The 24,649-nt window shown below is 62.5% G+C and carries 27 protein-coding genes and 1 pseudogene; 11 read left to right on the top strand and 17 right to left on the bottom strand.

Translation table 11 applies throughout. The annotated features are described in order from the left end of the window. Positions 1-19: 19 nt before the first annotated feature. Entirely contained in the window at positions 20-1,324 is a 1,305-nt protein-coding gene (locus NKJ94_RS28820; RefSeq protein WP_352530002.1) for a M24 family metallopeptidase, read from the bottom strand. Between the two features lie 293 nt (positions 1,325-1,617). Then, positions 1,618-2,592, bottom strand: coding sequence for a GlxA family transcriptional regulator (locus NKJ94_RS28815; protein WP_352530000.1), 975 nt, complete (start codon positions 2,590-2,592; stop codon positions 1,618-1,620). A gap of 367 nt (positions 2,593-2,959) precedes the next feature. Between NKJ94_RS28815 and NKJ94_RS28810 the strand changes: the two genes are divergently transcribed. Both NKJ94_RS28810 and NKJ94_RS28805 read left to right on the top strand, forming a co-directional pair. Further along, the gene (locus NKJ94_RS28810) at positions 2,960-3,319 is read left to right on the top strand and encodes a hypothetical protein (protein WP_352529998.1); all 360 of its coding nucleotides are present in this window, start codon (positions 2,960-2,962) and stop codon (positions 3,317-3,319) included. Between the two features lie 91 nt (positions 3,320-3,410). Continuing rightward, positions 3,411-4,433, top strand: coding sequence for a hypothetical protein (locus tag NKJ94_RS28805; RefSeq protein ID WP_352529996.1), 1,023 nt, complete (start codon positions 3,411-3,413; stop codon positions 4,431-4,433). 84 nt (positions 4,434-4,517) lie between these two features. Here NKJ94_RS28805 and NKJ94_RS28800 read toward each other — a convergent pair whose 3' ends face one another. From NKJ94_RS28800 to NKJ94_RS28780, 5 genes are all read right to left on the bottom strand, one after another. Continuing rightward, positions 4,518-5,699, bottom strand: coding sequence for a cystathionine gamma-synthase (locus NKJ94_RS28800; protein WP_352529994.1), 1,182 nt, complete (start codon positions 5,697-5,699; stop codon positions 4,518-4,520). Beyond that, positions 5,696-7,120 carry a pyridoxal-phosphate dependent enzyme gene (locus NKJ94_RS28795; protein ID WP_352529992.1) on the bottom strand — a complete coding sequence of 475 codons (1,425 nt, stop codon included), beginning with the start codon at positions 7,118-7,120 and terminating at the stop codon, positions 5,696-5,698. The genes NKJ94_RS28800 and NKJ94_RS28795 overlap by 4 nt, the downstream gene beginning before the upstream one ends. Positions 7,121-7,410: 290 nt before the next feature. Next, on the bottom strand, positions 7,411-8,751 hold the full coding sequence (locus NKJ94_RS28790; protein WP_352529990.1) for an FAD/NAD(P)-binding protein: 1,341 nt from the start codon (positions 8,749-8,751) through the stop codon (positions 7,411-7,413). A 61-nt stretch (positions 8,752-8,812) separates the two neighbouring features. Further along, positions 8,813-9,265 carry an RrF2 family transcriptional regulator gene (locus tag NKJ94_RS28785; protein WP_352529988.1) on the bottom strand — a complete coding sequence of 151 codons (453 nt, stop codon included), beginning with the start codon at positions 9,263-9,265 and terminating at the stop codon, positions 8,813-8,815. Between the two features lie 147 nt (positions 9,266-9,412). Continuing rightward, entirely contained in the window at positions 9,413-9,604 is a 192-nt protein-coding gene (locus tag NKJ94_RS28780; RefSeq protein ID WP_352529986.1) for a hypothetical protein, read from the bottom strand. Positions 9,605-10,089: 485 nt separating this feature from the next. Between NKJ94_RS28780 and tauA the strand changes: the two genes are divergently transcribed. From tauA to NKJ94_RS28760, 4 genes and pseudogenes are all read left to right on the top strand, one after another. After that, complete coding sequence (tauA, locus tag NKJ94_RS28775) at positions 10,090-11,103, top strand: taurine ABC transporter substrate-binding protein (protein ID WP_352529984.1); 1,014 nt, start codon at positions 10,090-10,092, stop codon at positions 11,101-11,103. 108 nt (positions 11,104-11,211) lie between these two features. Next, positions 11,212-11,983: pseudogene (locus tag NKJ94_RS28770) on the top strand (taurine ABC transporter ATP-binding protein). Next, positions 11,980-12,852, top strand: a complete 873-nt coding sequence (locus NKJ94_RS28765; RefSeq protein WP_352529982.1) for an ABC transporter permease subunit — start codon at positions 11,980-11,982, stop codon at positions 12,850-12,852. The pseudogene NKJ94_RS28770 and the gene NKJ94_RS28765 overlap by 4 nt, the downstream one beginning before the upstream one ends. A 34-nt stretch (positions 12,853-12,886) precedes the next feature. Continuing rightward, complete coding sequence (locus tag NKJ94_RS28760) at positions 12,887-13,081, top strand: hypothetical protein (RefSeq protein WP_352529980.1); 195 nt, start codon at positions 12,887-12,889, stop codon at positions 13,079-13,081. A 49-nt stretch (positions 13,082-13,130) separates the two neighbouring features. Here NKJ94_RS28760 and NKJ94_RS28755 read toward each other — a convergent pair whose 3' ends face one another. Next, the gene (locus tag NKJ94_RS28755; protein WP_352529978.1) at positions 13,131-13,316 is read right to left on the bottom strand and encodes a hypothetical protein; all 186 of its coding nucleotides are present in this window, start codon (positions 13,314-13,316) and stop codon (positions 13,131-13,133) included. Positions 13,317-13,621: 305 nt separating this feature from the next. On the opposite strand from NKJ94_RS28755, the gene NKJ94_RS28750 reads away from it, so the two are divergent. The 3 genes from NKJ94_RS28750 to NKJ94_RS28740 all read left to right on the top strand — a co-directional run bounded on the left by NKJ94_RS28750 (position 13,622) and on the right by NKJ94_RS28740 (position 16,348). Then, complete coding sequence (locus tag NKJ94_RS28750; RefSeq protein WP_352529976.1) at positions 13,622-13,981, top strand: septal ring lytic transglycosylase RlpA family protein; 360 nt, start codon at positions 13,622-13,624, stop codon at positions 13,979-13,981. 256 nt (positions 13,982-14,237) lie between these two features. Next, positions 14,238-15,515, top strand: a complete 1,278-nt coding sequence (locus tag NKJ94_RS28745; protein ID WP_352529974.1) for a polyhydroxyalkanoate depolymerase — start codon at positions 14,238-14,240, stop codon at positions 15,513-15,515. Between the two features lie 215 nt (positions 15,516-15,730). Beyond that, complete coding sequence (locus tag NKJ94_RS28740) at positions 15,731-16,348, top strand: transglutaminase-like cysteine peptidase (protein ID WP_352529972.1); 618 nt, start codon at positions 15,731-15,733, stop codon at positions 16,346-16,348. 9 nt (positions 16,349-16,357) lie between these two features. Here NKJ94_RS28740 and NKJ94_RS28735 read toward each other — a convergent pair whose 3' ends face one another. The 4 genes from NKJ94_RS28735 to NKJ94_RS28720 all read right to left on the bottom strand — a co-directional run bounded on the left by NKJ94_RS28735 (position 16,358) and on the right by NKJ94_RS28720 (position 19,189). Then, positions 16,358-16,726, bottom strand: coding sequence for a helix-turn-helix domain-containing protein (locus NKJ94_RS28735; RefSeq protein WP_352529970.1), 369 nt, complete (start codon positions 16,724-16,726; stop codon positions 16,358-16,360). Between the two features lie 38 nt (positions 16,727-16,764). Then, positions 16,765-17,301, bottom strand: a complete 537-nt coding sequence (locus NKJ94_RS28730) for a Smr/MutS family protein (protein ID WP_352529968.1) — start codon at positions 17,299-17,301, stop codon at positions 16,765-16,767. Then, positions 17,298-18,404, bottom strand: coding sequence for a murein transglycosylase A (gene mltA, locus NKJ94_RS28725; protein WP_352529966.1), 1,107 nt, complete (start codon positions 18,402-18,404; stop codon positions 17,298-17,300). The genes NKJ94_RS28730 and mltA overlap by 4 nt, the downstream gene beginning before the upstream one ends. A gap of 98 nt (positions 18,405-18,502) precedes the next feature. Next, positions 18,503-19,189, bottom strand: a complete 687-nt coding sequence (locus tag NKJ94_RS28720; protein WP_352529964.1) for a Tim44/TimA family putative adaptor protein — start codon at positions 19,187-19,189, stop codon at positions 18,503-18,505. Positions 19,190-19,387: 198 nt separating this feature from the next. Here NKJ94_RS28720 and NKJ94_RS28715 point away from each other — a divergent pair, with 198 nt between their 5' ends. Together NKJ94_RS28715 and secB are read left to right on the top strand one after the other, a co-directional pair. Next, complete coding sequence (locus tag NKJ94_RS28715) at positions 19,388-19,879, top strand: FxsA family protein (protein WP_352529962.1); 492 nt, start codon at positions 19,388-19,390, stop codon at positions 19,877-19,879. 120 nt (positions 19,880-19,999) lie between these two features. Further along, positions 20,000-20,503, top strand: coding sequence for a protein-export chaperone SecB (gene secB, locus NKJ94_RS28710; RefSeq protein WP_352529960.1), 504 nt, complete (start codon positions 20,000-20,002; stop codon positions 20,501-20,503). Positions 20,504-20,590: 87 nt separating this feature from the next. On the opposite strand, the gene dnaQ is transcribed toward secB, so the two are convergent. From dnaQ to NKJ94_RS28685, 5 genes are all read right to left on the bottom strand, one after another. Continuing rightward, a complete protein-coding gene (gene dnaQ, locus NKJ94_RS28705; protein WP_352529958.1) occupies positions 20,591-21,295 on the bottom strand; it encodes a DNA polymerase III subunit epsilon in 705 nt (234 codons plus the stop codon). Between the two features lie 85 nt (positions 21,296-21,380). Then, the gene (coaE, locus tag NKJ94_RS28700) at positions 21,381-21,983 is read right to left on the bottom strand and encodes a dephospho-CoA kinase (protein ID WP_352529956.1); all 603 of its coding nucleotides are present in this window, start codon (positions 21,981-21,983) and stop codon (positions 21,381-21,383) included. Then, entirely contained in the window at positions 21,980-22,822 is an 843-nt protein-coding gene (locus NKJ94_RS28695; RefSeq protein WP_352529954.1) for a shikimate dehydrogenase, read from the bottom strand. The genes coaE and NKJ94_RS28695 overlap by 4 nt, the downstream gene beginning before the upstream one ends. Then, a complete protein-coding gene (locus NKJ94_RS28690) occupies positions 22,815-23,414 on the bottom strand; it encodes a Maf-like protein (RefSeq protein WP_352529952.1) in 600 nt (199 codons plus the stop codon). Before NKJ94_RS28690 ends, NKJ94_RS28695 begins: the two co-directional genes overlap by 8 nt. Before the next feature lie 169 nt (positions 23,415-23,583). Continuing rightward, positions 23,584-24,402 carry a pyruvate, water dikinase regulatory protein gene (locus NKJ94_RS28685; RefSeq protein ID WP_352529950.1) on the bottom strand — a complete coding sequence of 273 codons (819 nt, stop codon included), beginning with the start codon at positions 24,400-24,402 and terminating at the stop codon, positions 23,584-23,586. Positions 24,403-24,649 lie beyond the last annotated feature (247 nt).

Raw genomic sequence — 24,649 nt, 5'->3', positions numbered from 1 at the left:
CGAAACTGCCTGTCAGCACTCAAACCTGCCTGTCAAGGAAATCGTCCTCATAAGGAAAGCGCGACAGGAGTTCGGTGCCGGTTTCGGTGATCAGGATCTCGTCCTCCAGCTTGACGCCCTCGCGGCCGCCTTTCTCGCCGATATAGCTTTCGACGCTGACCACCATGCCGGGCACGACAAAACCGTCGCGGCCATAGGTTTCATAGTCCATGGCGTGCGCGATGAACGGCGTCTCGCCATGCATGCCGACACCGTGCATGACCGAGGTATAGCGCTGGTCGACGAAGCGGTCGGGAATTTTCCAGGCCTTTTCGGCAATCTCGCGAAACGCCATGCCCGGCTTGACGATCGAGATGTTGTGCTGAACCTGGTCGTGCGCCATCTTGTAGAGCGACTTCTGGTAATCGGTCGGCCTGCCCGGGCCGCAGCGGAAGGTGCGCGAGAAATCCGAATAATAGCCGTAGCAGCCGATCGTGTCGGTATCGAGCGCCAAGAGTTCGCCCGGCCTGATCTTGCGTCCGCTCGCTTCGTTGAACCAAGGATTGGTGCGCTGGCCCGAGGTCAGCAAACGGGTTTCGATGAACTCGCCGCCTTGGCGGATCACCTCGCCATACATGATGGCGAACAGGTCGTTTTCGGAAGCGCCGGGCTTGATCGCCTCGCGCACGGCATAGACGGCGGCCTCGGCGCCGGCCATCGACACCTGCAGGCATTTTACTTCCTCGGGCGTCTTGACCGCGCGCACCGCCAAAATCTCGCCCTGGCAATCGCGGACGTCGCAGCCGCGCTTTTCGAGCGCCAGCGCCTGCAGATGGCTGCAGCGGTCGAGGCCGAGCTTCATCGAGCCGCCGCCATGCGCCTTGAGCAAATCGGCGATCTCGTCGGCGAAGGGACCCGCGGTTTCGTCGTCGCGGCCCGACACCGAGGACCATACCAGCTTGGACGGACGCGCCTCGTCGATCGTGTCGAGCACCATCGAGACATGGTAGCTCTGCGGATATTCGAACAGCACGATCGGCCCTTCGGTCGGTATGAAGAAATAGCGCGTCGAGTTGCGCAGGAAATAGCCGAACATGTTGCGCGAACCGGTGGCGTAACGCTGGTTGTAGGGGTCGAACAGCACGACGCCGCCATAGCCGGCCTCGCGCATCCAGGCACGCAGCTTGGCAAGGCGCCCCTTGCGCAGCGCGTCGGCGTCGATGAAGGACGGCTCGGTATCGGACAGCCACATGCCGCCGGCCGGATCGGCCGCCGCCGGATGGCGCATGCGGTCCTTGAAATCGACGTCCTCGGTGCTGTCGGGGTCAAAAACGACAATGCTCATGGGTGCCTCCTGGAAGCGGCGAGGATGGGCTATGCGCCGCGTAGAGGCTGTGCGAGATGCCGCATATGTTGTGCCGGATGCCGCAGCCCCGACGCGCCGGCGATCCTTCTTGCCCCTCTCCGTCCTGCCGGACATCTCCCCCACGAGGGGGAGATCGGCAGCTTCGATGATGGCGCTACTCTTGCGACGTTGGCAATTGGCGAAAGCGGAGGCGACGGCCAATCTCCCCCCTTGTGGGGGAGATGCCCGGCAGGGCAGAGAGGGGCGCTGTCCCGCCAACGTCTCGCAAGGAACTACTGCCTCCGCATCACCTTCGGCGCATGGCCATGCTCTTCCCGGAACGCCCGGGCAAAGCTCGACATCGAGGCGAAGCCGCAGGCGAGCGCCACGTCGCGCACCATCAGCGTCGAATGCGCCAGAAGGTCGGCGGCGCGCTTCAGCCTGAGGCGGCGGTAGTAGCCATTGGGCGAGATGCTGAGTTCGGAGCGGAAATTGCGTTCGAGCTTGTCGGAGGAGACGCCGAGCTTATTTGCCAACTCCGCCATGCCGAGCCGCTCCTCCACCGCATCCTCCATGATGGCGATGGCCGACAGCACAAGCTCGTTCTGGACGCCGGTGCGTAAGCGCAGCGGCATCAGCTTGCGGTCGACGCTGGAGCGCAGCGGGCTGTGCACGAACCATTCGGCGACGCCGGCCGCGAGTTCGGCGCCATAGTCGTTGGTGACGATCTCCAGCATCATGTCGAGGCTGCCGATGCCTCCGGCCGAGGTGAAGCGCTTGCGGTCGATGACATAGAGATCGCGCCGCAGCTCAATGTCCGGAAACGCCTCGGTGAAGGCGGCCTGGCTGGTCCAGTGCAAGGTGCAGGCATGGCCGTCGAGCAGGCCGGCCCGCGCCAGAAAGAAGGCCGCATCCGCCACCGCGCCGATATGGGCGCCACCGCGCAGGCTCTTGCGGATCCAGCTCACGGCATCGTACGCGACGAGATGATCGGCATCGCCGCCTGAGCAGACGACGATGCGATCGACCTTCGGCGCGTCATGGGCGGAAAAGCCGGGCTGGATGACGACGCCGTTCGAGGCTTCGACGGGGCCTTTGGCTGGACCGACGATAATCCAGCGATAGCAGTCCCGCTTGGCCAGCACATTGGCCGCACGCAAAGGCTCGATGACCGAACTGAACGCCATCATCGGAAAGCCGGGGAAGACCAGCACCGCGAAGGTGAGGGGCTCGCTGGGTTTTGGTGGGTCGCGCGTGGGGGTGGTCATGGGTAATGCTCGTCGGCAACTGGATGGAGCGTACAATTCTGCCGAATGCGGTCGGGGTCAACCGGAACCGCCAGCCTTCCATCAATCGGCGATCGTTCACGCCAAAAGCGTCGGCGGCGGGACTATTGGAGGTGGAGCTTGAGCATTTGTGCACAATGTAGTTTGTTCCCCGAGGGAAGCGGGGGAAGCAGATGGAAATTGCGAAACTTGTTATATCGGCGCTTACGCCGATCGTGGTTGCTATTCTAGGTTGGAGAATTAGCCGGACGCTCAAGGAAATCGAACAAAAGCAATGGGCTAGCCGAAAGCTAGTGGAGAAAAGGATAGAAATCTATGATAGGATTTCACCTCAAATAAATAGGTTATTTTGCTATTATCGCTGGATTGGGATTGGAAAAAACTCTCTCCCCTTGAGATAATTGATACAAAAAGAGACTTGGATCACCTAGTATATATCTACCGCTATCTTCTTGATGACAAATTTTTTGAAGCGTATTCCAGTTTCATGGACGCTTTGTTTCTGACCTACAACGGTGCTGGTGAGGATGCGCGTTTACGCACTCATATTCGGAATGAGGAGGGGGATCGCGCCAAGTCGACATTTTATCAATGGGCTGCGGCATGGGAGGATTGTTTCGACGATAGCCAAGTTTTGCCACTGAATGAGATTTCAAGGCGCTATGAGGCCGTAATGCAGGCTCAGAAGGCTGGTATATTTTCGCAGTAAGATGAGCGGGGGAATGAGGCGCACGCTTCTAATTGCGATTTCGTAGCATCGGCACTTTTCAGGCGACCAGACACGCACGACATTCGAGACTATGAGCAAACCTCCAATAGACAAAGTCTTGAAACGCCCAATCGACCGGAAGCGTGAGTCAGCCTTTTCGATGACCATTGGTCACGACGGCGGAAAACTCATTGATATGGTCGTGACCACGGATTCGATGTTTCTTGTCAAGGAACATTCCATACATTCGATCAAACTGGCGGATCAACTTGATCCCGATCGCACGAACATTGACCTTCCCAACACCCAGCAATTGTTTGCTGATGCCGGTTCCGAGTCCGATATCGTGGCCCGGACCCTACTCTCGGCTAGCCGACTTTTTCCAAAAGCCCATTTTCCGGACCCCAAGACAAGAGACTTCGGCATTTCGACCTCCGCCGACATCATGACCCAGCTCTTAGCGGCACAGAAAATCCTGTCCCAGCTCGAAACTGATGAGGCGAGGCAAATCGCAGAGGTGAACTCCTCCAAGGATTCCACACGATTGCCCGCGGTGACGGAGGTCGAAACTCGAGCGAACACTTTCATTCAAAAAGCGGAGCACGCTCTCCAAGCGATTTATCGCCTCGCGGAGGTTTTTTACGGTCCGCAAATGAAAGCTGCGGGAAAATGGCCGGATAGTTTGACTTCAGTCCTAATGAAGGAATTTGGCGAGAATGACGTCACAACAGTCTTTGCTCGGGAGTTGGCGAAGTTTGCGCATCAAGTTCGCAACGCCCGCCATTGTGTCGAACACCGCAAAGATGATCAGCGGGTTATAGCACAGGATTTTTGCCTCAATTTAAATGGGACAGTTACGCGGCCGTCGATCAGGGTGGTACACTCCAAGACTCCGATAGATGAGACCGATCTGACCGCCTTTATGTCGGCATGGGTCGCCAGCTTGACGGATGTCACGGAAACGATGCTCCTGCATCTTGCAGGCAAAAACCACGCTCCGTTTGGAAATCTTCCGATCGGAGTTGGCATAGTTCCGGAAAATGAGAGAGCCATCCAAAAGGTTCGCGTCGGGTACCTAATAAATGTTGGGGGCCAATGGAACCGCCTAGGCTAGCCCGAGGCTCTGAAACCGATGCGAACCCGCCCTGGCGCCTCCGCCTCATCATCGCGAGTGAAGCCAAGCTCTGGCACACTCCGCTCAACTCGCCAACGCCTGATCCAGATCCGCAATCAAATCGTCACCATCCTCGATCCCAGCCGACAACCGCACCAGCGAATCCGAAATCCCGATCTGGGCGCGCTTTTGTGCCGGGATCGAGCCGTGTGTCATCAGCGCCGGATGCTCGATCAGGCTTTCGACGCCGCCGAGGCTTTCGGCCAGCGTGAACAGTTGCGTGTGTTCGAGGAAGCGTTTTGTGCCGGCGAGGTCGCGGTCGAGCTCGACCGTGATCATGCCGCCGAAGGCGTGCATCTGTCGCCTGGCGATGCCATGCTGCGGGTGGCTGGGAAGGCCGGGATAGATGACGCGACGGATGTCGGGGCGGCTTTCCAGCCAGTGCGCGATCTTCTGGCCGTTCGAGGAATGGCGCTCCATCCTGAGCGCCAGCGTCTTCAGGCCTCGCAGCGCGAGAAAACTGTCGAATGGCCCTGAAATGGCGCCGATGGCGTTTTGCAGGAATTTCAGCCGGTCAGCCAGATCCTTGTTGTCGCCGACCACCGCGACGCCGCCAACCATGTCGGAATGGCCGTTGAGGTATTTCGTCGTCGAATGCACTGATATGTCGATGCCGAGTTCCAGCGGCCGCTGCAGATAGGGGCTGCAGAAGGTGTTGTCGGCAACCGACATCACGCCCTTGCGCTTGGCCAGTGCCGCGACCGCTTCGAGATCGACGACGCGCAGCAGCGGGTTGGTCGGCGTCTCGACCCAGAGCATCTTGGTTTCCGGTCGGATCGCCGCCTCGACCGCGGCAAGATCGGTGAAGTCGACGAAGTCGACCTGGAGGTTGGCCGAGCGCTTGCGCACCCGTTCGAGCAGCCGGAACGTGCCGCCATAAATGTCGTCGGTGGCGACGATATGGGCGCCCGAGTCGAGCAGTTCGAAAATCGTGGCGATCGCCGCCAGGCCGGAAGCGAAGGCGAAGGCAGCGGTGCCGCTTTCGAGGTCGGCCACCGCGCGCTCGAAGGCAAAGCGGGTCGGGTTCTGGCTGCGGGCATATTCAAAGCCCTTGTGCACGCCGGGGCTCTGCTGGCCATAGGTCGAGGTGGCATAGATCGGCACCATCACCGCGCCGGTCGTCGGGTCGTGGCTCTGGCCGCCGTGGATGGTGCGCGTCGAGAAGGCGAGGCGGTTTTTGCCCGTTATGGTGGCTTTGACGGTCATCGGGCGCGCCTCAGATGGTTGATCAGGTCGATGCGGGTTATCAGGCCAATGAACTCGTCGCCGTCGAAGACGATGGCGACCTCGTTGCGGTCGAACACCGGCAGCAGCGCGTCCAGCGTCTGGCTGGCCTGCAGCGTGTGCAGGGTAGAGGTCATGGCCGTACTAACCGGGGCCTTGAAGCGGTCCCAGCGGCTGTCATAGGGGCCTTCGACCTTGGCCAGGATATCGCTTTCGTCGATGATGCCGACGAGCTTGCCCTCGTCCAGCACCGGCAGTTGCGAGACATCCGAACGGCGCATGCGGCCATAGGCGTTGAGCAGGCTTTCGTCCGGGCCGACAAACACAGTGTCGCCGGTGCGGTGCGAGCGCATCACCAGATCGCGCAGATCGCCATGCTGCTCCTGCTCGGCAAGGCCCTGCTCGGCCAGCCAGAAGTCGTCGAACACTTTCGACAGATACTTGTTGCCGCTGTCGCAGACAAAGGTGACGACGCGCTTCGGCACGGTCTGCTCGCGGCAATAGCGCAGCGCCGCCGAAAGCAGCGTGCCCGACGACGAGCCGGCAAGGATGCCTTCCTTGGAAAGCAGGTCGCGGACCGCCAGCATGCTCTGCTTGTCGGGGATGGAATAGGCCTTCCTGACCAGCGACAGATCGGCATTGGGCGGGACGAAATCCTCGCCGATGCCTTCGACGGTCCAGCTTCCGGCCTCTACCATCTTGCCGGTCTTGATCAAGGGCGCCAGCACCGAGCCGACCGGATCGGCGAGGATCATCTCGGTCTTCGGCGAGACCTTTGCGAAATAGCGGCCGAGCCCGGTCAGTGTGCCGCCGGAGCCAACTCCGACGACAACCGCATCGACATCGCCTTCGAGTTGCTGGAAGATTTCCGGCCCAGTCGTGGTCTCGTGGGCGTGCGGATTGGCCGGGTTGGCAAACTGGTTGGCATAGAAGGCGCCGGGCAGCTCGGCGGCGATCTTCTCGGCCATGTCCTGATAATATTCGGCATGGCCTTTGCCGACATCGGAACGCGTCATCCGCACCTCCGCGCCGAGCGCCCGCAAATGCTGGATTTTTTCGCGCGACATCTTGTCGGGGACGACGAGGATGATGCGATAGCCCTTGGGGATGCCGACCTGGGCGAGACCGAGACCAGTATTGCCGGCAGTCGCCTCGACGATGGTGCCACCGCGCTTCAGTCTGCCCTGTCTTTCGGCGGCGGCAATCATCGACAGCGCGATGCGGTCCTTGATCGAGCCGCCGGGATTTTGGCTTTCGAGCTTAATGAACAGCCGGCACTTGCCGATGTCGAATTTGGTCAGCTCGACGATCGGCGTCTGCCCGATCAGGTCGAGAACCGAGGCATAGGGCGGGCGCAGGCGAGACGATGCATCGTCCTGTGCCACGATCTTGTGCTTGCTCATGTCAGATGCTCCGTTGCCAGGATGAGCAACCGCCCTGGAAGACGGCAACCTACCGTCTTTTCCAGCCGTTTGCAGTTGGAAAGAAGATAGATCGTGCCAATCCGACGGCCAGACGAGGAATGGGATTCCAGTTATTTGCCAGGCGCGCAGTAAGGGGTTGAGATTCAGGTCAGGCCGAGCCGAAAATGGTGGGTTTCGAGAACCGGAGCGGAGCGGACATTCGGGTCCGTGAGCACCGGAAGCGCAGAAAACCGCCGTTTGCAGGCCGGCATCACCTGAATATCGACCCGTTAGCCCAGCAGCTGCTTGCTCAGCCGCGCGCACTGCACGCGAATGTCCGGGATGGCGTCGATCTCGAAGAAGGTGCCGCGCGTCAGCGGCCCGACGGCGAGGATCTTGGCCGATACCGTGCCGTCGCTGGCGATGACCTCGCAATTCGCGCTTACGTCGAGCCCGAGCCGCAGCGGATCCGGCCGGGCCAGCCCGCGGTCGACCAGCGACCGCACCAAGCTGTTCGAGGTTGCCGAGATGTCCCGGGCGATGCCGGTGCAATCATAGATGCGGGCAACGTCGAACCTTTCGAGGCGCTGCGTGTGGCGGGACTGGACCTGCAAGGTGAAGCCGTCGCCGGCGGCGATGTCGACGACGCGCCCGGCGACAAGCCGGATGCGGCCCGCTTGCACCGCCTCGGTAACGCGGGCGTAGACTTCCGGCGCCATGCGATGGCGATGGATGTCCCACCAGGCCTTGGTGTGCTCGACAAAGCGGCGCTTGGCCGAGGACGGCCAGTTCTGCCAAATCTTCTGGTTGAACGGCCTGAGACCGTCGACAACGTCGCGCCAGTCGACGCCGGCCTTCTGGTTCTCCCGGATCAGGTCGCGGAACCAGCCGACGAAATAGGAAAGCTGGGTGCCGAGCGGGATATCGGCCACGTCGAGCCTGATCGGGTTGCCCTTGCGATGCGGCGACGGCAGCAGGCCGCGCCTGGAAACCGCGACGATCTCGCCGCGATGACCGCGCTGTTCGAGCGACAGGAAGGCGTCGACCATGCTCAAGCCGGTGCCCAGCACCATGACACGGCTGTCGGGGTCGAGCGCGGTGTCGGCCTCCGACCCCATCCTGATCGCGTGACCCTGCCCGGCCCCCGGCTCCTCGTCATGGCCGGTGGCAAGCACGGCAAGATGGGCGACGACGCTGGTGCCGTTGGCCAGCGCCACCTCGACGCCGGACGCGGTTGGCGAGATCGACAGGCTCTCCTCGCGGATCAGGCGCAGCCGGCCTGTCTGCTGCTCACGCGCCTCGAGTTCGTCGAGCAGCTCCTTGAGATAGCGGGCGTAGACGCTGCGCGGCGCGTAGACCGGCGCCTGCTCGGGCGTTGCCAGGCCGCGTGCAAGCAGCCAGCGCGAGAAGTTGCCGGGATCGTCGGCATAGGCGCTCATGCCGGCCGCGCTGACATTCAGCACATGCGCCGACAGCAGCGTTGAATAGGCGATGCCCTGTCCGAAATGCGGGCGTTTTTCAATCAGGCTGACGCGGAGATCGGGATTGGGCGATTTCAGGAGATGCGCGGCAAGCACGACGCCGCTGGCGCCGCCGCCAACAATGATAATTGAATTTGCGCGGCCGGTCATGCGCGCACCAATTGTCTCGGGGGCCGTTGGTTCCGGAATTGTCGGGTCAGGCTTTGTTGATTCAGGCCTGGATTTTCAACGCAACCGAAAGATCTTCGTCGCCGGCGATATCGCGCATCTCGGCGAGGCTGCGCTGGTCCAGCACCTCGGCGATCGCCTGCCGGACCTCGAGCATCAGATGTCGGACTTGGCATGTCGCCTCGTTGCAATCTTCACAGCGCTGATACTGGGTGCGGCTGGCGCAGGGGATCGGTGCAAGCGGCCCGTCGAGCACGCGCACGACGTGGCCGACCTTGATCTCGTCCGCCGGGCGCGCCAGGCGATAGCCGCCCTCCTTGCCCTTGCGGCTCTGGACGAAACCGGCATTGCGCAATTCGCCAAGGATGGCATCGAGGAACTTTTTCGGAATGTTGTTTCCGCGGGCGATGTCGTTGACGAAGGCGAGCTGTCCAACCGGTAGGCGCGCCAGATGGACGAGCGCCTTGAGACCGTACTTACCTTTTTTCGTGAGCATAACCCGAACGTTTCTCTGTCATGCGATGGCGCAAGGCCACCGGTTGCGAAACGCCTGGCGTGCCTCCCCGCCGCGTCCAAGCTGTCACTACAGATAAATTCTAGTGACATGATATACAAGCCGGGAAACGTTGATTTTGCTTCGTTTTCAAGCCGCAATGGCCATTTTGGCCGGGGCTTGCGCCCTTGGGAGCACAGAAGCCTCCGCCAATGGCACACCGGCAAACCGCCCGGCGACAGGAATGTCCCGATCGGCGAGAATACCGGCAGCGGCTTCTACCCGTGACTTTGAAGGCCAATGCATGCTGCGCGCGGCAATAAGGAGGGTGTCGTCGCTCATCGTCCTCTCCATCCTTCAATGTCGATAAGAATACTAGACTTATCCCTTAACACAGGAAATTCGTTTTCAATTACTCGGCCGTTCGCAGCATGGATTTGCCGGTGAACGCGCCAAAACGGAAAATTCTTGTTTGCGGCTGACGGCGCATTCGCCGGTCGCCCGAAAGACGCGAAGCGCCAGTGTGGCGAACGTCGATCGCTCCTTTCGGGGCAAATCGCAAACGTTCGACATTGCCGAGGCCTCCGTCCCCGTGGTTCGAACAGGTGCGAAGCACCGGAGCTTCGGCACCGTTCCCGTCCGCTACCGACTGCCGGCCGTCATGGCAGCAGAGCAATCCCCAGCCGCCACATCCGCCTTCGCGCCGCGTTACCGACGGCTTTTTTCTAACAAGCCGGCAATGGTTGGAAGGATTTTACTCTACAAGGATTATAGACTTAGCTGACTATGAAGGGCGATCCGGTTTTTCTGTTTTCAAGGAGCCTTTCATGTCCACCATTTCGCGACGCATCGTTCTCCTGTCCTCGGCGGCTCTGGCTGGTGCCGCCCTTCTCGGCCCAGCCCATGCGCAGGACCTCAAGATCACCATCGGCTACCAGACGGTCGTCGAACCCTCCAAGGTGCCGCAGGCCGACGGCGCCTACGAGAGCGCGACCAAGGCGGTCATCGACTGGCGGAAATTCGATTCCGGCGCCGATGTGATCGCCGCCGTCGCTTCCGGTTCGGTCGACATCGGTTATGTCGGATCGAGCCCGCTGGCGGCGGCGGCGAGCCGCGAGCTTCCCATCCAGACCATCTTCATCGTCGGGCTGATCGGCGATTCCGAGGCCCTGGTCGCCCGCAACGGCGCCGGCATCGAGAAGGTCGCCGACCTTGCCGGCAAGAAGGTGGCGGTACCCTTCGTCTCGACGACGCATTACAGCCTGCTTGCCGCGCTGAAGCATGAAGGCATCGACCCGAAGTCGGTCGAGATTCTCAATTTGCGGCCGCCGGAAATCGCGGCGGCGTTCGCGCGCGGCGACATCGATGCCGCCTATGTCTGGGATCCGGCGCTCGGCCAAGTCAAGACGTCGGGCAAAGTCGTGCTGGACTCCTCGCAGGTCGCCGCCTGGGGCGCCCCGACCTTCGACGCCTGGATCGTGCGCACCGATTTCGCCGAGAAGAACCCGGAAGCCGTGCGCGACTTCGTCAAGGTGACGGGCGCCGCCTATGCCGAGTTCCTGGCCAAGCCGGACGCCTGGTCGGTGACGTCGCCGCAGGCGGCGAAGATCGCCACGATCACCGGCGCCAAGCTGGAGGACGTGCCGCAACTGCTCAAAGGCTATGTCTTCCCGACGCTCGAGGAGCAGGCATCGGACAAGTTCCTCGGCGGCGGCACCGTCAAGGCGGTCGAGGCGACATCCGCCTTCCTCAAGGAGCAGGGCAAGATCGACGCCGTGTTGTCGGATTATTCGAAATACGTTTCGTCGAAATATGTCAGCGAGGCGCTTGCCTCGAACTGACGCCAATGCGCGCGGTTCTCCTTCCCTGACGCCGCGTGCTCCCTGCCCCGAACCGCTTACGAGGAGCGGCTTCGGGGCAGACAGATTCGGAATATCGACGAGGTTCTCATGACGCATCTCGTGCTCGACAAAGTCTCGGTTCGCTATGACGGTCAGCCGGCGCCGGCGGTCGAAAATGTGTCGATCGATGTCGCCAAGGATGACTTCGTCGTGCTGGTCGGCCGTTCCGGCTGCGGCAAGACCTCGCTGCTCAATGTCGCGGCGGGGCTGGTGGCGCCGGAGCGCGGCAGAGCCGCGATCGGCGGCAGGCCGATCATCGCGCCCGGCTCGGACCGCGCCGTCGTGTTCCAGAACGATGCCTTGTTTCCGTGGCTGACCGCGCGGGAAAATGTCGCCTTTGCTCTCAGGCTGCGCGGTGTCGGGCCAAGTGAACGGGCGCGGCACGCTGACAAACTTTTGGCCCTGGTGAAGCTCGACGGTGCCGGCGACAAGCGCATCTGGGAGCTTTCCGGCGGCATGCGCCAGCGCGTCGGCCTGGCCCGGGCGCTGGCCGCCGAACCGCAATTCCTGCTGCTCGACGAGCCTTTGGGCGCGCTCGACGCGCTGACACGCGAACGCATGCAGACGACGCTGCTCGATCTGTGGACCGCCAGCCAGGTCGGCGTGCTGATGGTGACGCACGGTATCGAGGAAGCGCTGGTGCTCGCCACCCGCATCATTGTGCTGGCGCCCGGCCCGGGCCGGGTGGTGCGGAGTTTCGAAACCGGCTTCAGCCGGCGCTATGCAGCCGGCGAGGCCATTCGCAGCATCAAGGCCGATCCCGCCTTTGCGGCGGCGCGGCGAACTGACCGACGCGATCTTCGAAGGAGAGGCGGCGTGACCATCTCCTCCTATAGCGAACGGCCGGCCAGCAAGCTCGCCAAGGTTGACGATGAAGCCGACGCGCTGTCGGTGCCGTGGTCGCGGCCGCGCCCGAAACGCAGCGGGGTTTCGGCACGCGTGGTCAGCGCCGTCACCATTCTGGTGGTGCTGGCGGCGTGGGCGCTGTCGGCCCGCCTGCAATTGGTGTCGCCGGTTTTTCTTCCGTCGCCTGTGGCGGTATGGAGCAAATTTATCGTCGTCGCCCGCGACGGCTTTGTCGACGCGACACTCGCTCAGCATATCGCCGCCAGCCTAGGCCGAGTATTCGCGGCGCTGATCGCCGCCCTTGTCGTCGGCGTTCCCATCGGGCTGGCGATCGGCATCAGCACCGTCGGGCGCGGCATCTTCGATCCGCTGCTCGAATTCCTGCGGCCGATCCCGCCGCTTGCCTACCTGCCGCTGGTCATCATCTGGTTCGGCATCGGCGAGCCTTCCAAGATCCTGGTGATTGCCATTGCCATGCTGGCGCCGGTCGCACTGTCGACGGCATCGGGCGTCCGCGGCGTCTCGCAGGAGCGCATCAATGCGGCACGCTCGCTCGGCGCGACGAGCATGCAGCTTGTCCGGCATGTGATCCTGCCCAGCGCGCTGCCCTCGATCCTGACCGGTCTGCGCATTGCACTCGGCGCCGGCTGGTCGACGCTGGTCGCCGCCGAGCTGGTGGCGGCAACGCGCGGGCTCGGCTTCATGATCCAGTCGGCGGCCCAGTTCCTGGTCACCGACGTGGTGGTGATGGGCATACTGGTGATCGCGGTGATCGCCTTCGGGCTCGAATTCGTCATCCGCAGGATCGAGCGCGGGCTCGTGCCGTGGGCGGGACGGGAATGACTGGGGGCCAGGAGAGACACACCAGGAGAGACATATGACGATGACCCATTCCACCGCTGTGCTGTTCGCGCATTTCGGCCATTGGCTTCGCCTGGTCAGGACCGGGGACAAACAGCCGCCTGAAGACGAACGCAAATCGCCGACGCCGGTCCAGCTGGATGCCGAGCGCAACCGCCTGCCGCCGCGTGACGAAAGTTTCTACTGGGGCTGGCAATACTGGTCGCGGTAACCGGCTCGGCATGTCTGTGCCGCAGCGGCTCCCGAGGATCGACGTCCTCTCAAATCCGCGAACGGTTCGCCCAGGCCAATCCCGCCAGGCCGACCAGCACCATCACGACCCCGGTATAGAGCCATTGCGACTGGCCGGTCATGAAGCTGCCGCCGACAAGGCCGATGCCTTGCAATGACCACAGCACGCCGATGGCGAGCACAATCAAGGCTAGCAGATTTTTGATCAATCTCATTGCTAAAACTCCTTTCCAAGTCGATCATCAGCCGCGCTCCGGCCGGAATGGAATAGCGAGAAGAAGTGGCTCGGTCACGCCAGCTTCTACTTAGATGCTAACCTCCGATCTTGCGCAAGACATCCGCAGATCGATGCAAAGATCATCAAGGAAGCTGTGCTGCGCTGCGGAAACTCTATGACAAATTGTTTCGCGCCGACTCCAAACGTGTAACATTGCCATGGAACCGACAGATCATTGCCGCATTTGCTGCCTCATTCGCCCCTAACCGCTGCGGGTCTGTCAACGGAGCCAGTCCCCAACACATGAACAAAAGCAATCAGACCGCGCTTGTCGCGGCCACGATCGCGGCTGGCCTGATGGTCGGCGCATCCACTGCCAGCGCCGCCGCGCAGTGCGGCCGTGCCTCCTGGTACTCACTGCATTCCAGAACCGCTTCCGGCGAACGCATGAACCCGTCGGCGCTGACCGCAGCGCATCGCAGCCTGCCGTTCGGCACCAAGCTGAAGGTGACCAACCGCAACAATGGCCGCAGTGTCGTCGTGCGCATCAACGACCGCGGCCCGTTTATCAGGGGCCGGATGCTCGATCTGTCGAAGGGCGCCGCCAGTCAGCTCGGCTTCATCAGCTCGGGCCATACCGCTGTCTGCATGGCACGCGTCTAACGGTCCGGTCGCCACGGCCGGACACCTCCTCCGATGATCGTACCGATAGCCGTACTCTCTGCTACGCCTTCGCAGGTGCACATTGAGCCGGCTGTTGCCATTGAAGGCGGATTCTCAACGTCTTGGACGAAAGAACGAGCATAAATCACGCAAGTTGACGTATTGCATCGCAGCAGATTGTTGCTAACCTCCCGCAAGACACAAGGCTCGGCGCTGCTCGTCGGCCCTTCGATCGCAGTCGGCAGCGGGGTTCTCGATGTTCTACCAGCTTTACGAACTGAACCATGCCGCTTTGCAGCCGGCCCGCCTCTATGCCGATACGGTGCGCCTGTTCTACTCCAATCCGCTCAATCCGATTTCACACACGTCCTGGGGCCGCTCGATTGCAGCAACAGCCGAATTGTTCGAGCGCACGACGCGCCGCTATGGCAAGCCGCAATTCGGCCTGACCAAGACCGTGGTCGACTGGAAAAACGTCGAGGTCAGCGAACACACCGTCTGGTCGCGACCGTTCTGCAACCTGGTCCGTTTCGAGCGGGCGGTTCCTGCCGGGCGCCGGCCGGATCCGAAGCTGTTGATCGTGGCGCCGATGTCGGGCCACTATGCGACGCTGCTGCGCGGCACGGCCGAGGCGATGCTGCCCTATGCCGACGTGCATATCACCGACTGGGTCGACGCCCGCATGGTGCCGCTCGCCGACGGCAGCTTCGACCTTGACGACTATATCGACTACATCGTCGACATGCTGCATGCGCTAGGCCCCGACACCCATGTGATGGCGGTGTGCCAGCCTTCGGTGCCGGTGTTGGCGGCGGTGGCGCTGATGGAAGCCAAGTGCGATCCTTTCGTGCCCTCGACGATGACGCTGATGGGCGGCCCGATCGACACGCGCCGCAACCCGACGGCGGTCAATCTCTTGGCCGAAGAAAAGGGCATCGACTGGTTCCGCGACAACGTCATCATGCGCGCGCCCTGGCCGGTGCCGGGCTTCGGCCGCGAGGTCTATCCCGGCTTCCTGCAGCTTTCGGGTTTCATGAGCATGAACCTCGACCGCCACATCATCGCCCATAAGGACTTCTTCATGCATCTGGTGAAGCATGACGGCGACAATGCCGAGAAGCACCGCGAATTCTACGACGAATATCTCGCGGTGATGGATCTGACCGCGGAATTCTACTTGCAGACGGTCGACACCGTCTTTGTCCGCCAGGCCTTGCCCAAGGGCAAAATGACGCATCGCGGTGTTGCGGTCGACCCTTCGGCGATCCGCAATGTCGCCCTGTTCACCGTCGAGGGTGAGAACGACGACATCTCCGGCCTCGGCCAGACCAAGGCCGCGCACGATCTCTGTGTCAACATCCCGGCCGACCGGCACGCCCATTACATGCAGCCGGCGGTCGGCCACTATGGTGTATTCAACGGCTCGCGCTTCCGCTCCGAAATCGTGCCGCGCATCGTTGATTTCATTACCAGCTATGGCCGTCAGAACCGCGTTGCGGTGAAGCCAAAACTGGTCCGGGCCGGCAAGAAATAGGCGATCGACGATGATGCTGCGCCCGCGACTTCGCATCAGGTCGGCCAACGCTAAAATTACCGGTTGGAACCGGTGTAGTCCATTCGAGCTGTTGCACAATAGTCGCGTTGGCGCCACGCGGGTAACCATGCCGCAAAATCAATCCATCCTCATAATTGACACGGACTGTAAATACCCCTTAACGTTTCGTTAATAACAAGGGACAAGCGGGGACAATGATTTCCTCACCAATGGCGAGAACGCTGCGCCTGTGCGCGCTGGCTGGGCTGACAATGGCAGCAGGTTGGGCCAGTTCGGCATCGGCAGCCAGCCCGATGGTGACAGGGGGCCCGACCTCGCAGCCGATCGGCCATTATGATTTCTGCAAGACCTACCCGTCCGAATGCTCGGTCCGCCCGAAGGACCTGTCGCCCGCCAGCATGACCGGCGCGCTGTGGCGCAAGCTCATGAGCGTCACCGCTCGGGTCAACGCCGCCGTCAAGCCGATGAGCGACTTCGACATCTATGGCAAGGACGAGGTGTGGGCCTATCCCGACAAGGGCGTTGGCGACTGCGAGGACTATGTCTTGGAAAAGCGCCGTGAGCTGAACCGGCTGGGCGTGTCGTTTGCCGATCTGCTGATGACTGTCGTGCGCAAGCCCGACGGTGAAGGCCACGCGGTGCTGACGGTGCGCACCGACAAGGGCGACTACATCCTCGACAATCTGACCGACCAGGTCCGTTCCTGGGACCAGACCGGCTATCGTTTCCTCAAGCGGCAGGCGATTGACAATACCGGCCGCTGGGTCTCGATCCGCGGCGGCCAGCAGGTTCTGGTCGGCTCGGTCCAGTAACAAAGCAACTCATTTCGGCTGTGCCAGCGCGGCGCGGATCGACGCAATGATGCGGCGAAGCTCGGCTTCGTCGAGCTTTTCGATGTTGTCGGCCAAGAGATTGGCAAGCTCGGTCGCCGCCGGGCTAAGGCCCGACGTGTCGAGCTTGACGCGCGGATGCGAGGTTTCGGCCAACCGCGCCAGTTCCTCGGCCTCGTCCCAAATGATGTTGAAATAGCCGATGATCTTCTGGATCAGCGTCCAGCTCGGCGCGCCGCGGCGGCCGTGTTCCAGCGCCGACAGATAGGCCGCACTGACGCCGATCGCCTTGGCCATGTCCTTCTGGCTGACGCCGCGCTCGCTTCTCAGCACGCGAAGTTTTTCGCCGAACGGGGTCACAAGCGCATCCTCATAGGTGCATCCTCATGGGTGTGTCCTCATGAGCGCGCCCGCCGCAAGCGGATATAGAGCGCGCCCGAGCCGCCATGGTTGCGGGCGGCATGGTCGTGGCTGGAGACGAGGGGCCGGAAGGCGGGCGTCGACAGCCATGACGGCACGGCGCGCCGCAAGACGCCATCGCCGCCCGACGAAGAGCCCTTGCCGGTGATCACCAGGACATAGCGGATGCCGCCGGCATGCGCCCGGTGCAGAAAGGAGAACAGCAGCGAATAGGCTTCGTCCTGGGTCAGGCCATGCAGGTCGACGCGGCCCTCGATCGGCAGCCGGCCCTTCGACAGTCTGTCCAGCGTCGGTTCGTCGAGTGCGTGGGAAACATGTTGCGCCTTCGGTTTTGCGGCCGCGGCAGGATTGGCCGCGACCTGTGCCGGCGGCGGCGCGTGCCTGGCCTCGTCGATCTCCGGCCCGACGTGTGGAATTTCGACGGCGGTTTTGCCCTTCAGCGGTTTTGCCGTGCGCGCCACCAGGTTCCATAGAATCCGGTCGTCCTCGCTCAGCCTGTCGATGTGCCGGGTCATCGGTCTGCTCCTGAAACCAGCGACCGGGGGATCAGCGCATAAAAATCGGCGGCGTTGCGGATGACGCCGGCGATCTCGCCGGCCGCGTCGCCCGACCCGGCAAACAAATCGCCGCGGGCCGGCCCGGTAATCGCCGAGCCGGTGTCCTGCGCGATCATCAGCCGCCGGAACGGTTTTTCGTCGAAGGCGGTCAGCGACGGCGCATCGATATAGAAAGGCGTGCCGAATGTGTGCAGCAGCCGGTCGACGGCGATCGAGCGGCCGGGTGTCAGCGGCACCTTGGCGGCAGCGATCGGGCCGAGCTCCCGGTCGTCGACGCCCATCTCGCGGAAGAAGATGTAGGAGCGGTTGCGCCACAGGATCTCGTCGATGCGCTCCGGATGCGCCTTGAACCAGGCGCGGATCGACTGCATCGTCACTTTCTCCAGCGGGATTTCGCCTATGTCGCTCAGGATCTTGCCCGGCCCGGTAAAGTGCTGGCCGGATTTGGCGGCATAGGTGATGCGGCGAAGCCTGCCATCGGTCATGTTGAGCCGTGCCGCGCCCTGTACGTGGATGAAGAAGGCGTCGACCTTGTCGGCGAGCCACGCGATCTCCAGGCCTTTTCCAGCAAGCGCGCCGCGTTCGATTTCGCCGCGGTCGAAATATTCGACCGGGCCGTTCGGCGCCTGGCGAGCGAAGGCGAGATAAGGGTCCATGCCGGAAGGACGATTGGCACCGTCGATATCGACAAGGTCGGCCGGGCGCGACAGCAGCGGCACCGAAAATCGGTCCGTGCGCACCGGCGAGGCTTCGACGTCGGGCTCGTAAAAGCCGGTGACGAGGCCGAAGCCGCCGTTTTCTGCTTCTATATGGGCCGGCACAAAGTGGCGCTCGAAGAAGCTTCGGGCCTCGAATCGATTCGCCGGCGAAACGGTGCGTGCTTCGGCATAGGCTTCAGCAAAGGCGTTGAAATCGATGCCGAGCGCGCCGGAGCGGTAGGGTTTCGTCAGGACATGAAAGGCCGAGCGGCGAAAGGCGGCGAACACCGGGAGATGGTCGTCCTCGTCCCAGCCGGGCAGCTGGTCAAAGGATTTTCTGCTGAAAGAGGAAGATAGCGACACCGGAGCCTCGCCGTCGCCTAACGCGCGACGCGCTTTAGGTCTTTGTTTTTATGCATGTCGTTGTCCCAAACCGCTGTGCACTTTTGGGCGACATGCATTCAATCTTCTTCTTCGGTGGCGACGAGCTTCCAGTTCGGATCGCGCGAGCGCGCGTCGCGGGCGAAGGTCCAGACGTCCTTGACTTCGGCGACGGTCTCGGGATCGCCGTCGATGACGGCGCCGGCCTTATCGCGGGTCGCCGAAATCAGTTCGCTGACGATGCGCAGCGTGATGTGCGCCTCGCTGCCCTTCATCTCGGCCGAAACGATGTCGGCCTTGTCGATGCCGACGAAGGAGGACTGGATCTTTTCGGCCTTTGCCTCGCGGTCGCCGATGGCCGCGACGAAGCCGTCATAGACCTCGCGCGACAAAAGGTTCTTCAGCGTTTTGCGGTCGCCATCGGCGTAGGCCATCTTGGCGCCGTCGACGAAGGTCTTCGGGTCGAAGGTCGGATCATTGTCCTTGATCGCCCGCAGGCCCCGGTTGAGATCGGTGTCCGGCTTGGCAAAGGCATCGATCGCCACATAGGCATCGGCCGCCGGCTCTCCCGCCAGGCGCTTGCGCGGCAGCGAGACCACGTTCTCGGGTTTCTGGGCGGCATCCTTGTCGTTTTTGCGCCCTGCCGTATATGGATCGAAGGGCGGGCGTTCGTTGCCCGTGCGTCGGCCAAGCACGTTGCGCAGTTGGAAGAAGATCACCACCGCCGCAATCAGAAAGAAAATTGTGCCGAAGTCGAAGAAGCCCATATCTTGCGCCAATCAATCCCTGCTTTGGCCGGACCAGCGGCCAAGCAAGGGCCGCGATCACATAGCGTTCAGTATCCAAAGCATATAGAACGCATGCCGCAATCATTCAAATCAAAGGCAGCCATACCTATCTAACAGCTCTGGTGCCAGCGGCGATTGCTCGCCGGCCGGCAAAACATCGAAACGATCGGTCAAGATTTGCGTATTTCGCTGCTTCCCCTGTTCATTCTCGCGCTTCCGCTGCTGGAGATAGCCGGTTTCGTCATTGTCGGCCGCCAGGTCGGCGCGCTGGCGACGGTCGGTCTGGTGTTGGCCTCGAGCGTGGCCGGTGCCCTGCTGCTGCGGCACCAGGGTTTTGGCGTCATGGCCAGGGTCCGTGCCGAAATGGATGCCGGCCGTGATCCGAGCCGCCAGCTTGCGCATGGCGCCATGATCGTGCTGGCCGCGATCCTTTTGATCATCCCCGGCTTCATCTCGGATATTTTCGGCATTCTGCTGTTCCTGCCGCCGGTACGCGATCTTGCCTGGCGGATGCTGAAAGGCCGCATCGTGCTGGCCACCGATTTCGGCGGCGGTTTGCGGGCAAAGCAACGCGGCAAGACCATCGATCTCGACGACGGCGACTATTCGCGCGGCGACGACCATGCGCGCGGACCGGACTCTCCCTGGCGCCGCCTCAAGGACGAGTAGCCGCAAGGCAACCGGCAAAGCCCGTCCTTTGCAAACTTGTCTTGTCGTGCCGGCCATGATAGCGAACGCCCGAATTTCAATCCGGTCAGCAACGCTGCCCAGGCAAAAGGATCACAGCTTATGGCCAGCAAAGACGACGCGCCGACCGGCGCGGCCAATGGTAATGGAAATGCGGCGCAGCCTTCGCTCAACGTGCTCGCGCAATATGTGAAGGACCTGTCCTTCGAAAGCCCCGGCGCACCGAACTCGCTGCGCGGCCGCGACAAGGCTCCCGGCATCGCCATCAACGTCAACGTCAACGCCAACCCGCTTTCGGACAAGCAGTTCGACGTCAATTTGACGCTGAACGCGAAGGCGTCGTTCGACCAGGAAGTGCTGTTCAACGTCGAGCTGGTCTATGGCGGCGTCTTCGCCATCAGCGGCTTCCCGCAGGAGCACATGCTGCCGATCCTGTTCATCGAATGCCCGCGGCTGTTGTTCCCGTTCGCCAGGCAGATCATTGCCGAGGCGACGCGCAATGGCGGCTTCCCGCCGCTGATGCTCGACCCGATCGATTTCGCGCAGATGTTCCAGCAGAAGCTGGCCGAGGACCAGGCCGCCGCCGGCAAGGTCAAGGCGAGCTGAACCTGCTATTGTGAAGTTCTGAAAAACCCGGCCTCGCGCCGGGTTTTTGTTTGAGGCGCCGGCGGCATTCGGTGCCGCGTTGCGCTCTCAATTTCCAGCAACCCTCAACCAAAGTGCCTTTTCGCCGAGGCTGCCGACGAGGCCCGCGTGTGCTGCGCGCTCGGCATCGGTCAGGCGCGGCGGCAAGGCGATCGGTCTGACGCCGATCGAAATGTCGATATCGTCAACATTCTGCCTTCCACCCGCCGGCGTCATGATGCTGTCGAGGATGAGGCTAGCCTGCTTGCCGCCGATGAGCTCGATATAGACCTCGGCCAGCAATTCCGAATCGAGCAACGCGCCGTGCTTGGTGCGACGGCCGTTGTCGATGCCGTAGCGGCGGCAGAGCGCGTCGAGCGAATTGGGACCCATCGGATGCTTGCGGCGCGCCAGCGCCAGCGTGTCGATGATCCGTCCGGGATCGATGACCGGATGGCCAAGCCGGCCGAATTCGAGATTGAGGAAGCCGATGTCGAAGCCGGCATTATGGGCGACCAGCTTGGCGCCGTCGATGAAGGCCAGAAAATCCTCGGCGATCTCCATGAAAGTCGGCTTGTCGATGAGATCGGCGGCGCTGATGCCGTGCACGGCCTGCGCCTCGTGATGGATCGGGCGGCCTTGCGGGTTGATGTACTTGTGGAAGGTGCGGCCGGTCGGAAAGCGGTTGACCAGCTCGACGCCGCCAAGCTCGATGACGCGGTCCTCGCGCGTGTCGAGGCCGGTGGTTTCCGTATCGAAGATGATCTCGCGCATCGAATCAGTCCGTTGGTTCCAGCGTCATTCTAGCCGAATCACACCCGGAACAAAATGGCAACAGGTAATTTCGGCTGCAAGCCTCTTAACCAGGCCTAGCTGCCTTATCCCCGACTAGTTCGGCAATAATCGCCTTGACCGCCGCGCGCGCCGCATCGAACCCTTGGCCGGTGTCGATGACGAAATCGGCGCGCCGGCGCTTTTCGGCGTCGGGAACCTGCCTGGCCAGGATCGACGCCAGTTTCTCCTCGCTCATGCCTGGCCGCGCCAGCACGCGGGCGCGCTGGATCTCAGGTCGTGCGGTGACGACCACGACCTTGTCGACGCGATCCCGGCCGCCGGTTTCGAACAGCAGCGGGATATCGAGCACGACAAGCGGCGCGCCGGCGGCACGGTTTCGAGCCAGAAAGGCATCGGCGTCGGCCCGGACCAGCGGATGGATGATCGCTTCCAGCCGTTTCAGCGCGGCGGCGTCGCCGAGCACCCGCTCCGCCAGCTTTGTGCGATCGACCGCACCGGATCTGGTGGTTCCGGGAAAGGCCGCCTCGACCAGGGGCGCGGCCTTGCCGGCATAAAGGCGATGCACCGCTTCGTCGGAATCATGGACCGGCACGACGGCCTCGGCAAACATCTTGGCCGTGGTCGACTTGCCCATGCCGATCGATCCGGTGAGACCAAGCACGATCATTTTATTGCGCCGATATCGGCAATGATCATTTGCCGCAGCTCGGCGGTGACTTCTGGCCTGGTGCCGAACCAGCGCTCGAAGCCGGGCACCGCCTGATGCAGCAGCATGCCGAGCCCGTCGACGGTCTTCAATCCGCGCGCTTTGGCTGCGGCAAGCAGCGGCGTCTCCAGCGGCACATAGACAATGTCGGTGACGATGGCGCGGTCGGGCAGTTTGCCCGGATCGGCGGGCAGGCCTTCATTGCCATGCATGCCGAGTGCGGTGGTGTTGACCAGCAGGCCGGCATCCTTGAGCAATTCGCCGGTCGCCGCGATGTTGTGGGCGGAGACGCCGGCGCCGAAGCGCCGGCGCAAGTCCTGCGCCCTCGCAAGCGTCCGGTTGGCGATGCGGATATCGCTGACGCCGCGCTGCTTGAGCACATGGACGACGGCGCGAGCGGCGCCGCCGGCGCCGAGCACCACGGCCGGGCCGTTGGCCGCCCAGCCCGGTGCATACTCGTCCAGATTGGCGGCAAAGCCATGGGCGTCGGTGTTGCCACCCCACAATTCGCCATCCTCCAACCACAGCGTGTTGACGGCGCCGATTTGTTCGGCGTCGTCGTCGCGGCGCGCTGCCAATGCAAAGGCGGCCTCCTTGTGCGGGATGGTGACATTGCCGCCGCGAAAGCCACCGGCCTGCAGCGTTTGCAGGAATTCGGCAAAGGCCTCCGGCGCGACGTCAATGGCCTGATAGCTGCCGTCGACGCCGTATTTCACCAGCCAGTAGCCGTGGATTTTCGGTGACCTGGAATGCGCAATCGGGTGGCCGGTGACAAACGCCTTTTTCGAGGCCTCAGCCATCGATCGCCCCGAGCTCGCGCAGCGTGGCCAGCACCGGCAAAAGCGGCAGGCCGACAATGGTGAAATAGTCGCCTTCGATTTTTTCGAACAGCTGGATGCCCTCGCCTTCGATCTGGTAGGCGCCGACGCTGGACAGCGCCTTGGCGCCGACGCGCGCCAGATGGCGGCCGATGAAGGCCGGATCGAGCTTGCGCATGGTCAGGCTGGCGATGCCGACATGCCGCCACAGAACCGCGCCGTCGCGGGCGAGCACGACAGCGCTGTTGAGGTGATGGGTCTTGCCCGACAGCGTGAGCAGATGGCGGCGCGCGCCCTCCATGTCGGCCGGCTTGTGGAACAGCTCGTCGCCGAGCGACAGCGTCTGGTCGCAGCCGAGCACCAGGGCGCCGGGCTTGCGCTCGCTGACCTCGGTGGCCTTGGCCTCGGCAAGCACCAGGGCAACGTCCTCCGGCGACACGCCACTGTTTTGCAGCGGCGCCTCCAGCGCACGTTCGTCGACAGCCGCCGGAACCGCTTCGACCGCGATGCCGGCGTTGACAAGCAGCGCCTTGCGGAATGGACTGCCCGAGGCAAGGATGATTTTTTCAGCCATTTTTGTCGCCTGATTCCTGACCCTCACAAGGGTGAGTCGAGATTCAGGTCAGGCCGAGCCGAAAATGGTGGCTTCCGAGAACCGGAGCGGAGCGTACTTTTGGTACGTGAGCACCGGAAGCGCAGGAAGCCGCCGTTTGCAGGCCGGCATCACCTGAATATCACACGCCCTAGCGCGTCTTGCCGCGCAGGGCAACGATAGCCGCCGCGGTCTCCTCGATCGACCGGCGGCTGACGTCGATCATCGGCCAGCCATGCCGCGTGCAGATCTGGCGGGCATAGGCGAGCTCTTCGGCGATCGCGGCACGGTCGACATAGTCGGTCGGTTCGTAGGCGCTGGTGCCGAGAACGCGGTTTTGCCGGACTTGGGAAATGCGCTCGGCAGTGGCAACCAGGCCGACGATCAGCGGCCTCCTGGCGTCGACCAGGCTTTCCGGCACCGGCACGCCGAGCACGATCGGGATGTTGGCGGTCTTGATGCCGCGATTGGCGAGATAGATGCTGGTCGGCGTCTTCGAGGTGCGCGAAATGCCGACGAGCACGATGTCGGCATCATCCATATTGGCCGGCAGCTGGCCGTCATCATGCTCCATGGTGAAGTTGAGCGCATCGATGCGGCGAAAATATTCGGCGTCCAGCACATGCTGGGCGCCGACGCGGCGACCGGCCGGCGTGCCGAGATAGGACTGGAACACAGTCAGCACCGGTTCCAGCACCGAGACGCAAGGCAGGCCCATCGCCGCGCAGCGTTCGTCGATGCCACGGGCAAGCCTCTGGTCGACGACGGTGTAAAGGATGATGCCCGGCTCCTCCTCGATGTCCTCGAACACTTTTGCCACCTGCTTTTCAGTACGGATCAGCGGGTAGATATGCTCGATGGCGCGCGCATCCTTGTATTGCGCGGAAGCCGCGCGGCCGGCGGCCAGCAGCGTTTCGCCGGTGGCGTCGGAAATCAGGTGAAGGTGAAAGAAGCTCTGCGGTTTGTTCACAGGATACATTCCAGGCTGTGGGCCGATGTGGATAAGCCGGGCGGAAAACTCGGCCACCGCCAAGCGACTGTATCAGATGCCGGGTTGTCCACAATTCGATGCGCTGTCGGCTTCTCCGGGCGATTGGGGACAAGTCCGGGGACGGAGCCTTTTGCCTTCGCTTCATCCACAGGGGCAATTTCTTTGGCCTGGCGGCAACGCGTTGACTTCAGTCGGAAATTCGCGGCTTTCCACAAAGTTCTGCAAT

This window comes from Mesorhizobium sp. M0060 (genome assembly GCF_040323155.1).
Taxonomy (GTDB): domain Bacteria; phylum Pseudomonadota; class Alphaproteobacteria; order Rhizobiales; family Rhizobiaceae; genus Mesorhizobium.
The sequence above is the reverse complement of the archived record's forward strand: the minus strand, read 5'-3'. Positions and strand labels throughout refer to the sequence as shown.

What these genes read in the sequence shown, in the direction of transcription:
- NKJ94_RS28820 (WP_352530002.1), bottom strand. Translation starts at nt 1,324, where the DNA reads ATGAGCATTGTCGTTTTTGACCCCGACAGCACCGAGGACGTCGATTTC.
- NKJ94_RS28815 (WP_352530000.1), bottom strand. Translation starts at nt 2,592, where the DNA reads ATGACCACCCCCACGCGCGACCCACCAAAACCCAGCGAGCCCCTCACC.
- NKJ94_RS28805 (WP_352529996.1), top strand. Translation starts at nt 3,411, where the DNA reads ATGAGCAAACCTCCAATAGACAAAGTCTTGAAACGCCCAATCGACCGG.
- NKJ94_RS28800 (WP_352529994.1), bottom strand. Translation starts at nt 5,699, where the DNA reads ATGACCGTCAAAGCCACCATAACGGGCAAAAACCGCCTCGCCTTCTCG.
- NKJ94_RS28795 (WP_352529992.1), bottom strand. Translation starts at nt 7,120, where the DNA reads ATGAGCAAGCACAAGATCGTGGCACAGGACGATGCATCGTCTCGCCTG.
- NKJ94_RS28790 (WP_352529990.1), bottom strand. Translation starts at nt 8,751, where the DNA reads ATGACCGGCCGCGCAAATTCAATTATCATTGTTGGCGGCGGCGCCAGC.
- NKJ94_RS28785 (WP_352529988.1), bottom strand. Translation starts at nt 9,265, where the DNA reads ATGCTCACGAAAAAAGGTAAGTACGGTCTCAAGGCGCTCGTCCATCTG.
- NKJ94_RS28780 (WP_352529986.1), bottom strand. Translation starts at nt 9,604, where the DNA reads ATGAGCGACGACACCCTCCTTATTGCCGCGCGCAGCATGCATTGGCCT.
- tauA (WP_352529984.1), top strand. Translation starts at nt 10,090, where the DNA reads ATGTCCACCATTTCGCGACGCATCGTTCTCCTGTCCTCGGCGGCTCTG.
- NKJ94_RS28760 (WP_352529980.1), top strand. Translation starts at nt 12,887, where the DNA reads ATGACGATGACCCATTCCACCGCTGTGCTGTTCGCGCATTTCGGCCAT.
- NKJ94_RS28755 (WP_352529978.1), bottom strand. Translation starts at nt 13,316, where the DNA reads ATGAGATTGATCAAAAATCTGCTAGCCTTGATTGTGCTCGCCATCGGC.
- NKJ94_RS28750 (WP_352529976.1), top strand. Translation starts at nt 13,622, where the DNA reads ATGAACAAAAGCAATCAGACCGCGCTTGTCGCGGCCACGATCGCGGCT.
- NKJ94_RS28745 (WP_352529974.1), top strand. Translation starts at nt 14,238, where the DNA reads ATGTTCTACCAGCTTTACGAACTGAACCATGCCGCTTTGCAGCCGGCC.
- NKJ94_RS28740 (WP_352529972.1), top strand. Translation starts at nt 15,731, where the DNA reads ATGATTTCCTCACCAATGGCGAGAACGCTGCGCCTGTGCGCGCTGGCT.
- NKJ94_RS28730 (WP_352529968.1), bottom strand. Translation starts at nt 17,301, where the DNA reads ATGACCCGGCACATCGACAGGCTGAGCGAGGACGACCGGATTCTATGG.
- NKJ94_RS28720 (WP_352529964.1), bottom strand. Translation starts at nt 19,189, where the DNA reads ATGGGCTTCTTCGACTTCGGCACAATTTTCTTTCTGATTGCGGCGGTG.
- secB (WP_352529960.1), top strand. Translation starts at nt 20,000, where the DNA reads ATGGCCAGCAAAGACGACGCGCCGACCGGCGCGGCCAATGGTAATGGA.
- dnaQ (WP_352529958.1), bottom strand. Translation starts at nt 21,295, where the DNA reads ATGCGCGAGATCATCTTCGATACGGAAACCACCGGCCTCGACACGCGC.
- coaE (WP_352529956.1), bottom strand. Translation starts at nt 21,983, where the DNA reads ATGATCGTGCTTGGTCTCACCGGATCGATCGGCATGGGCAAGTCGACC.
- NKJ94_RS28695 (WP_352529954.1), bottom strand. Translation starts at nt 22,822, where the DNA reads ATGGCTGAGGCCTCGAAAAAGGCGTTTGTCACCGGCCACCCGATTGCG.
- NKJ94_RS28690 (WP_352529952.1), bottom strand. Translation starts at nt 23,414, where the DNA reads ATGGCTGAAAAAATCATCCTTGCCTCGGGCAGTCCATTCCGCAAGGCG.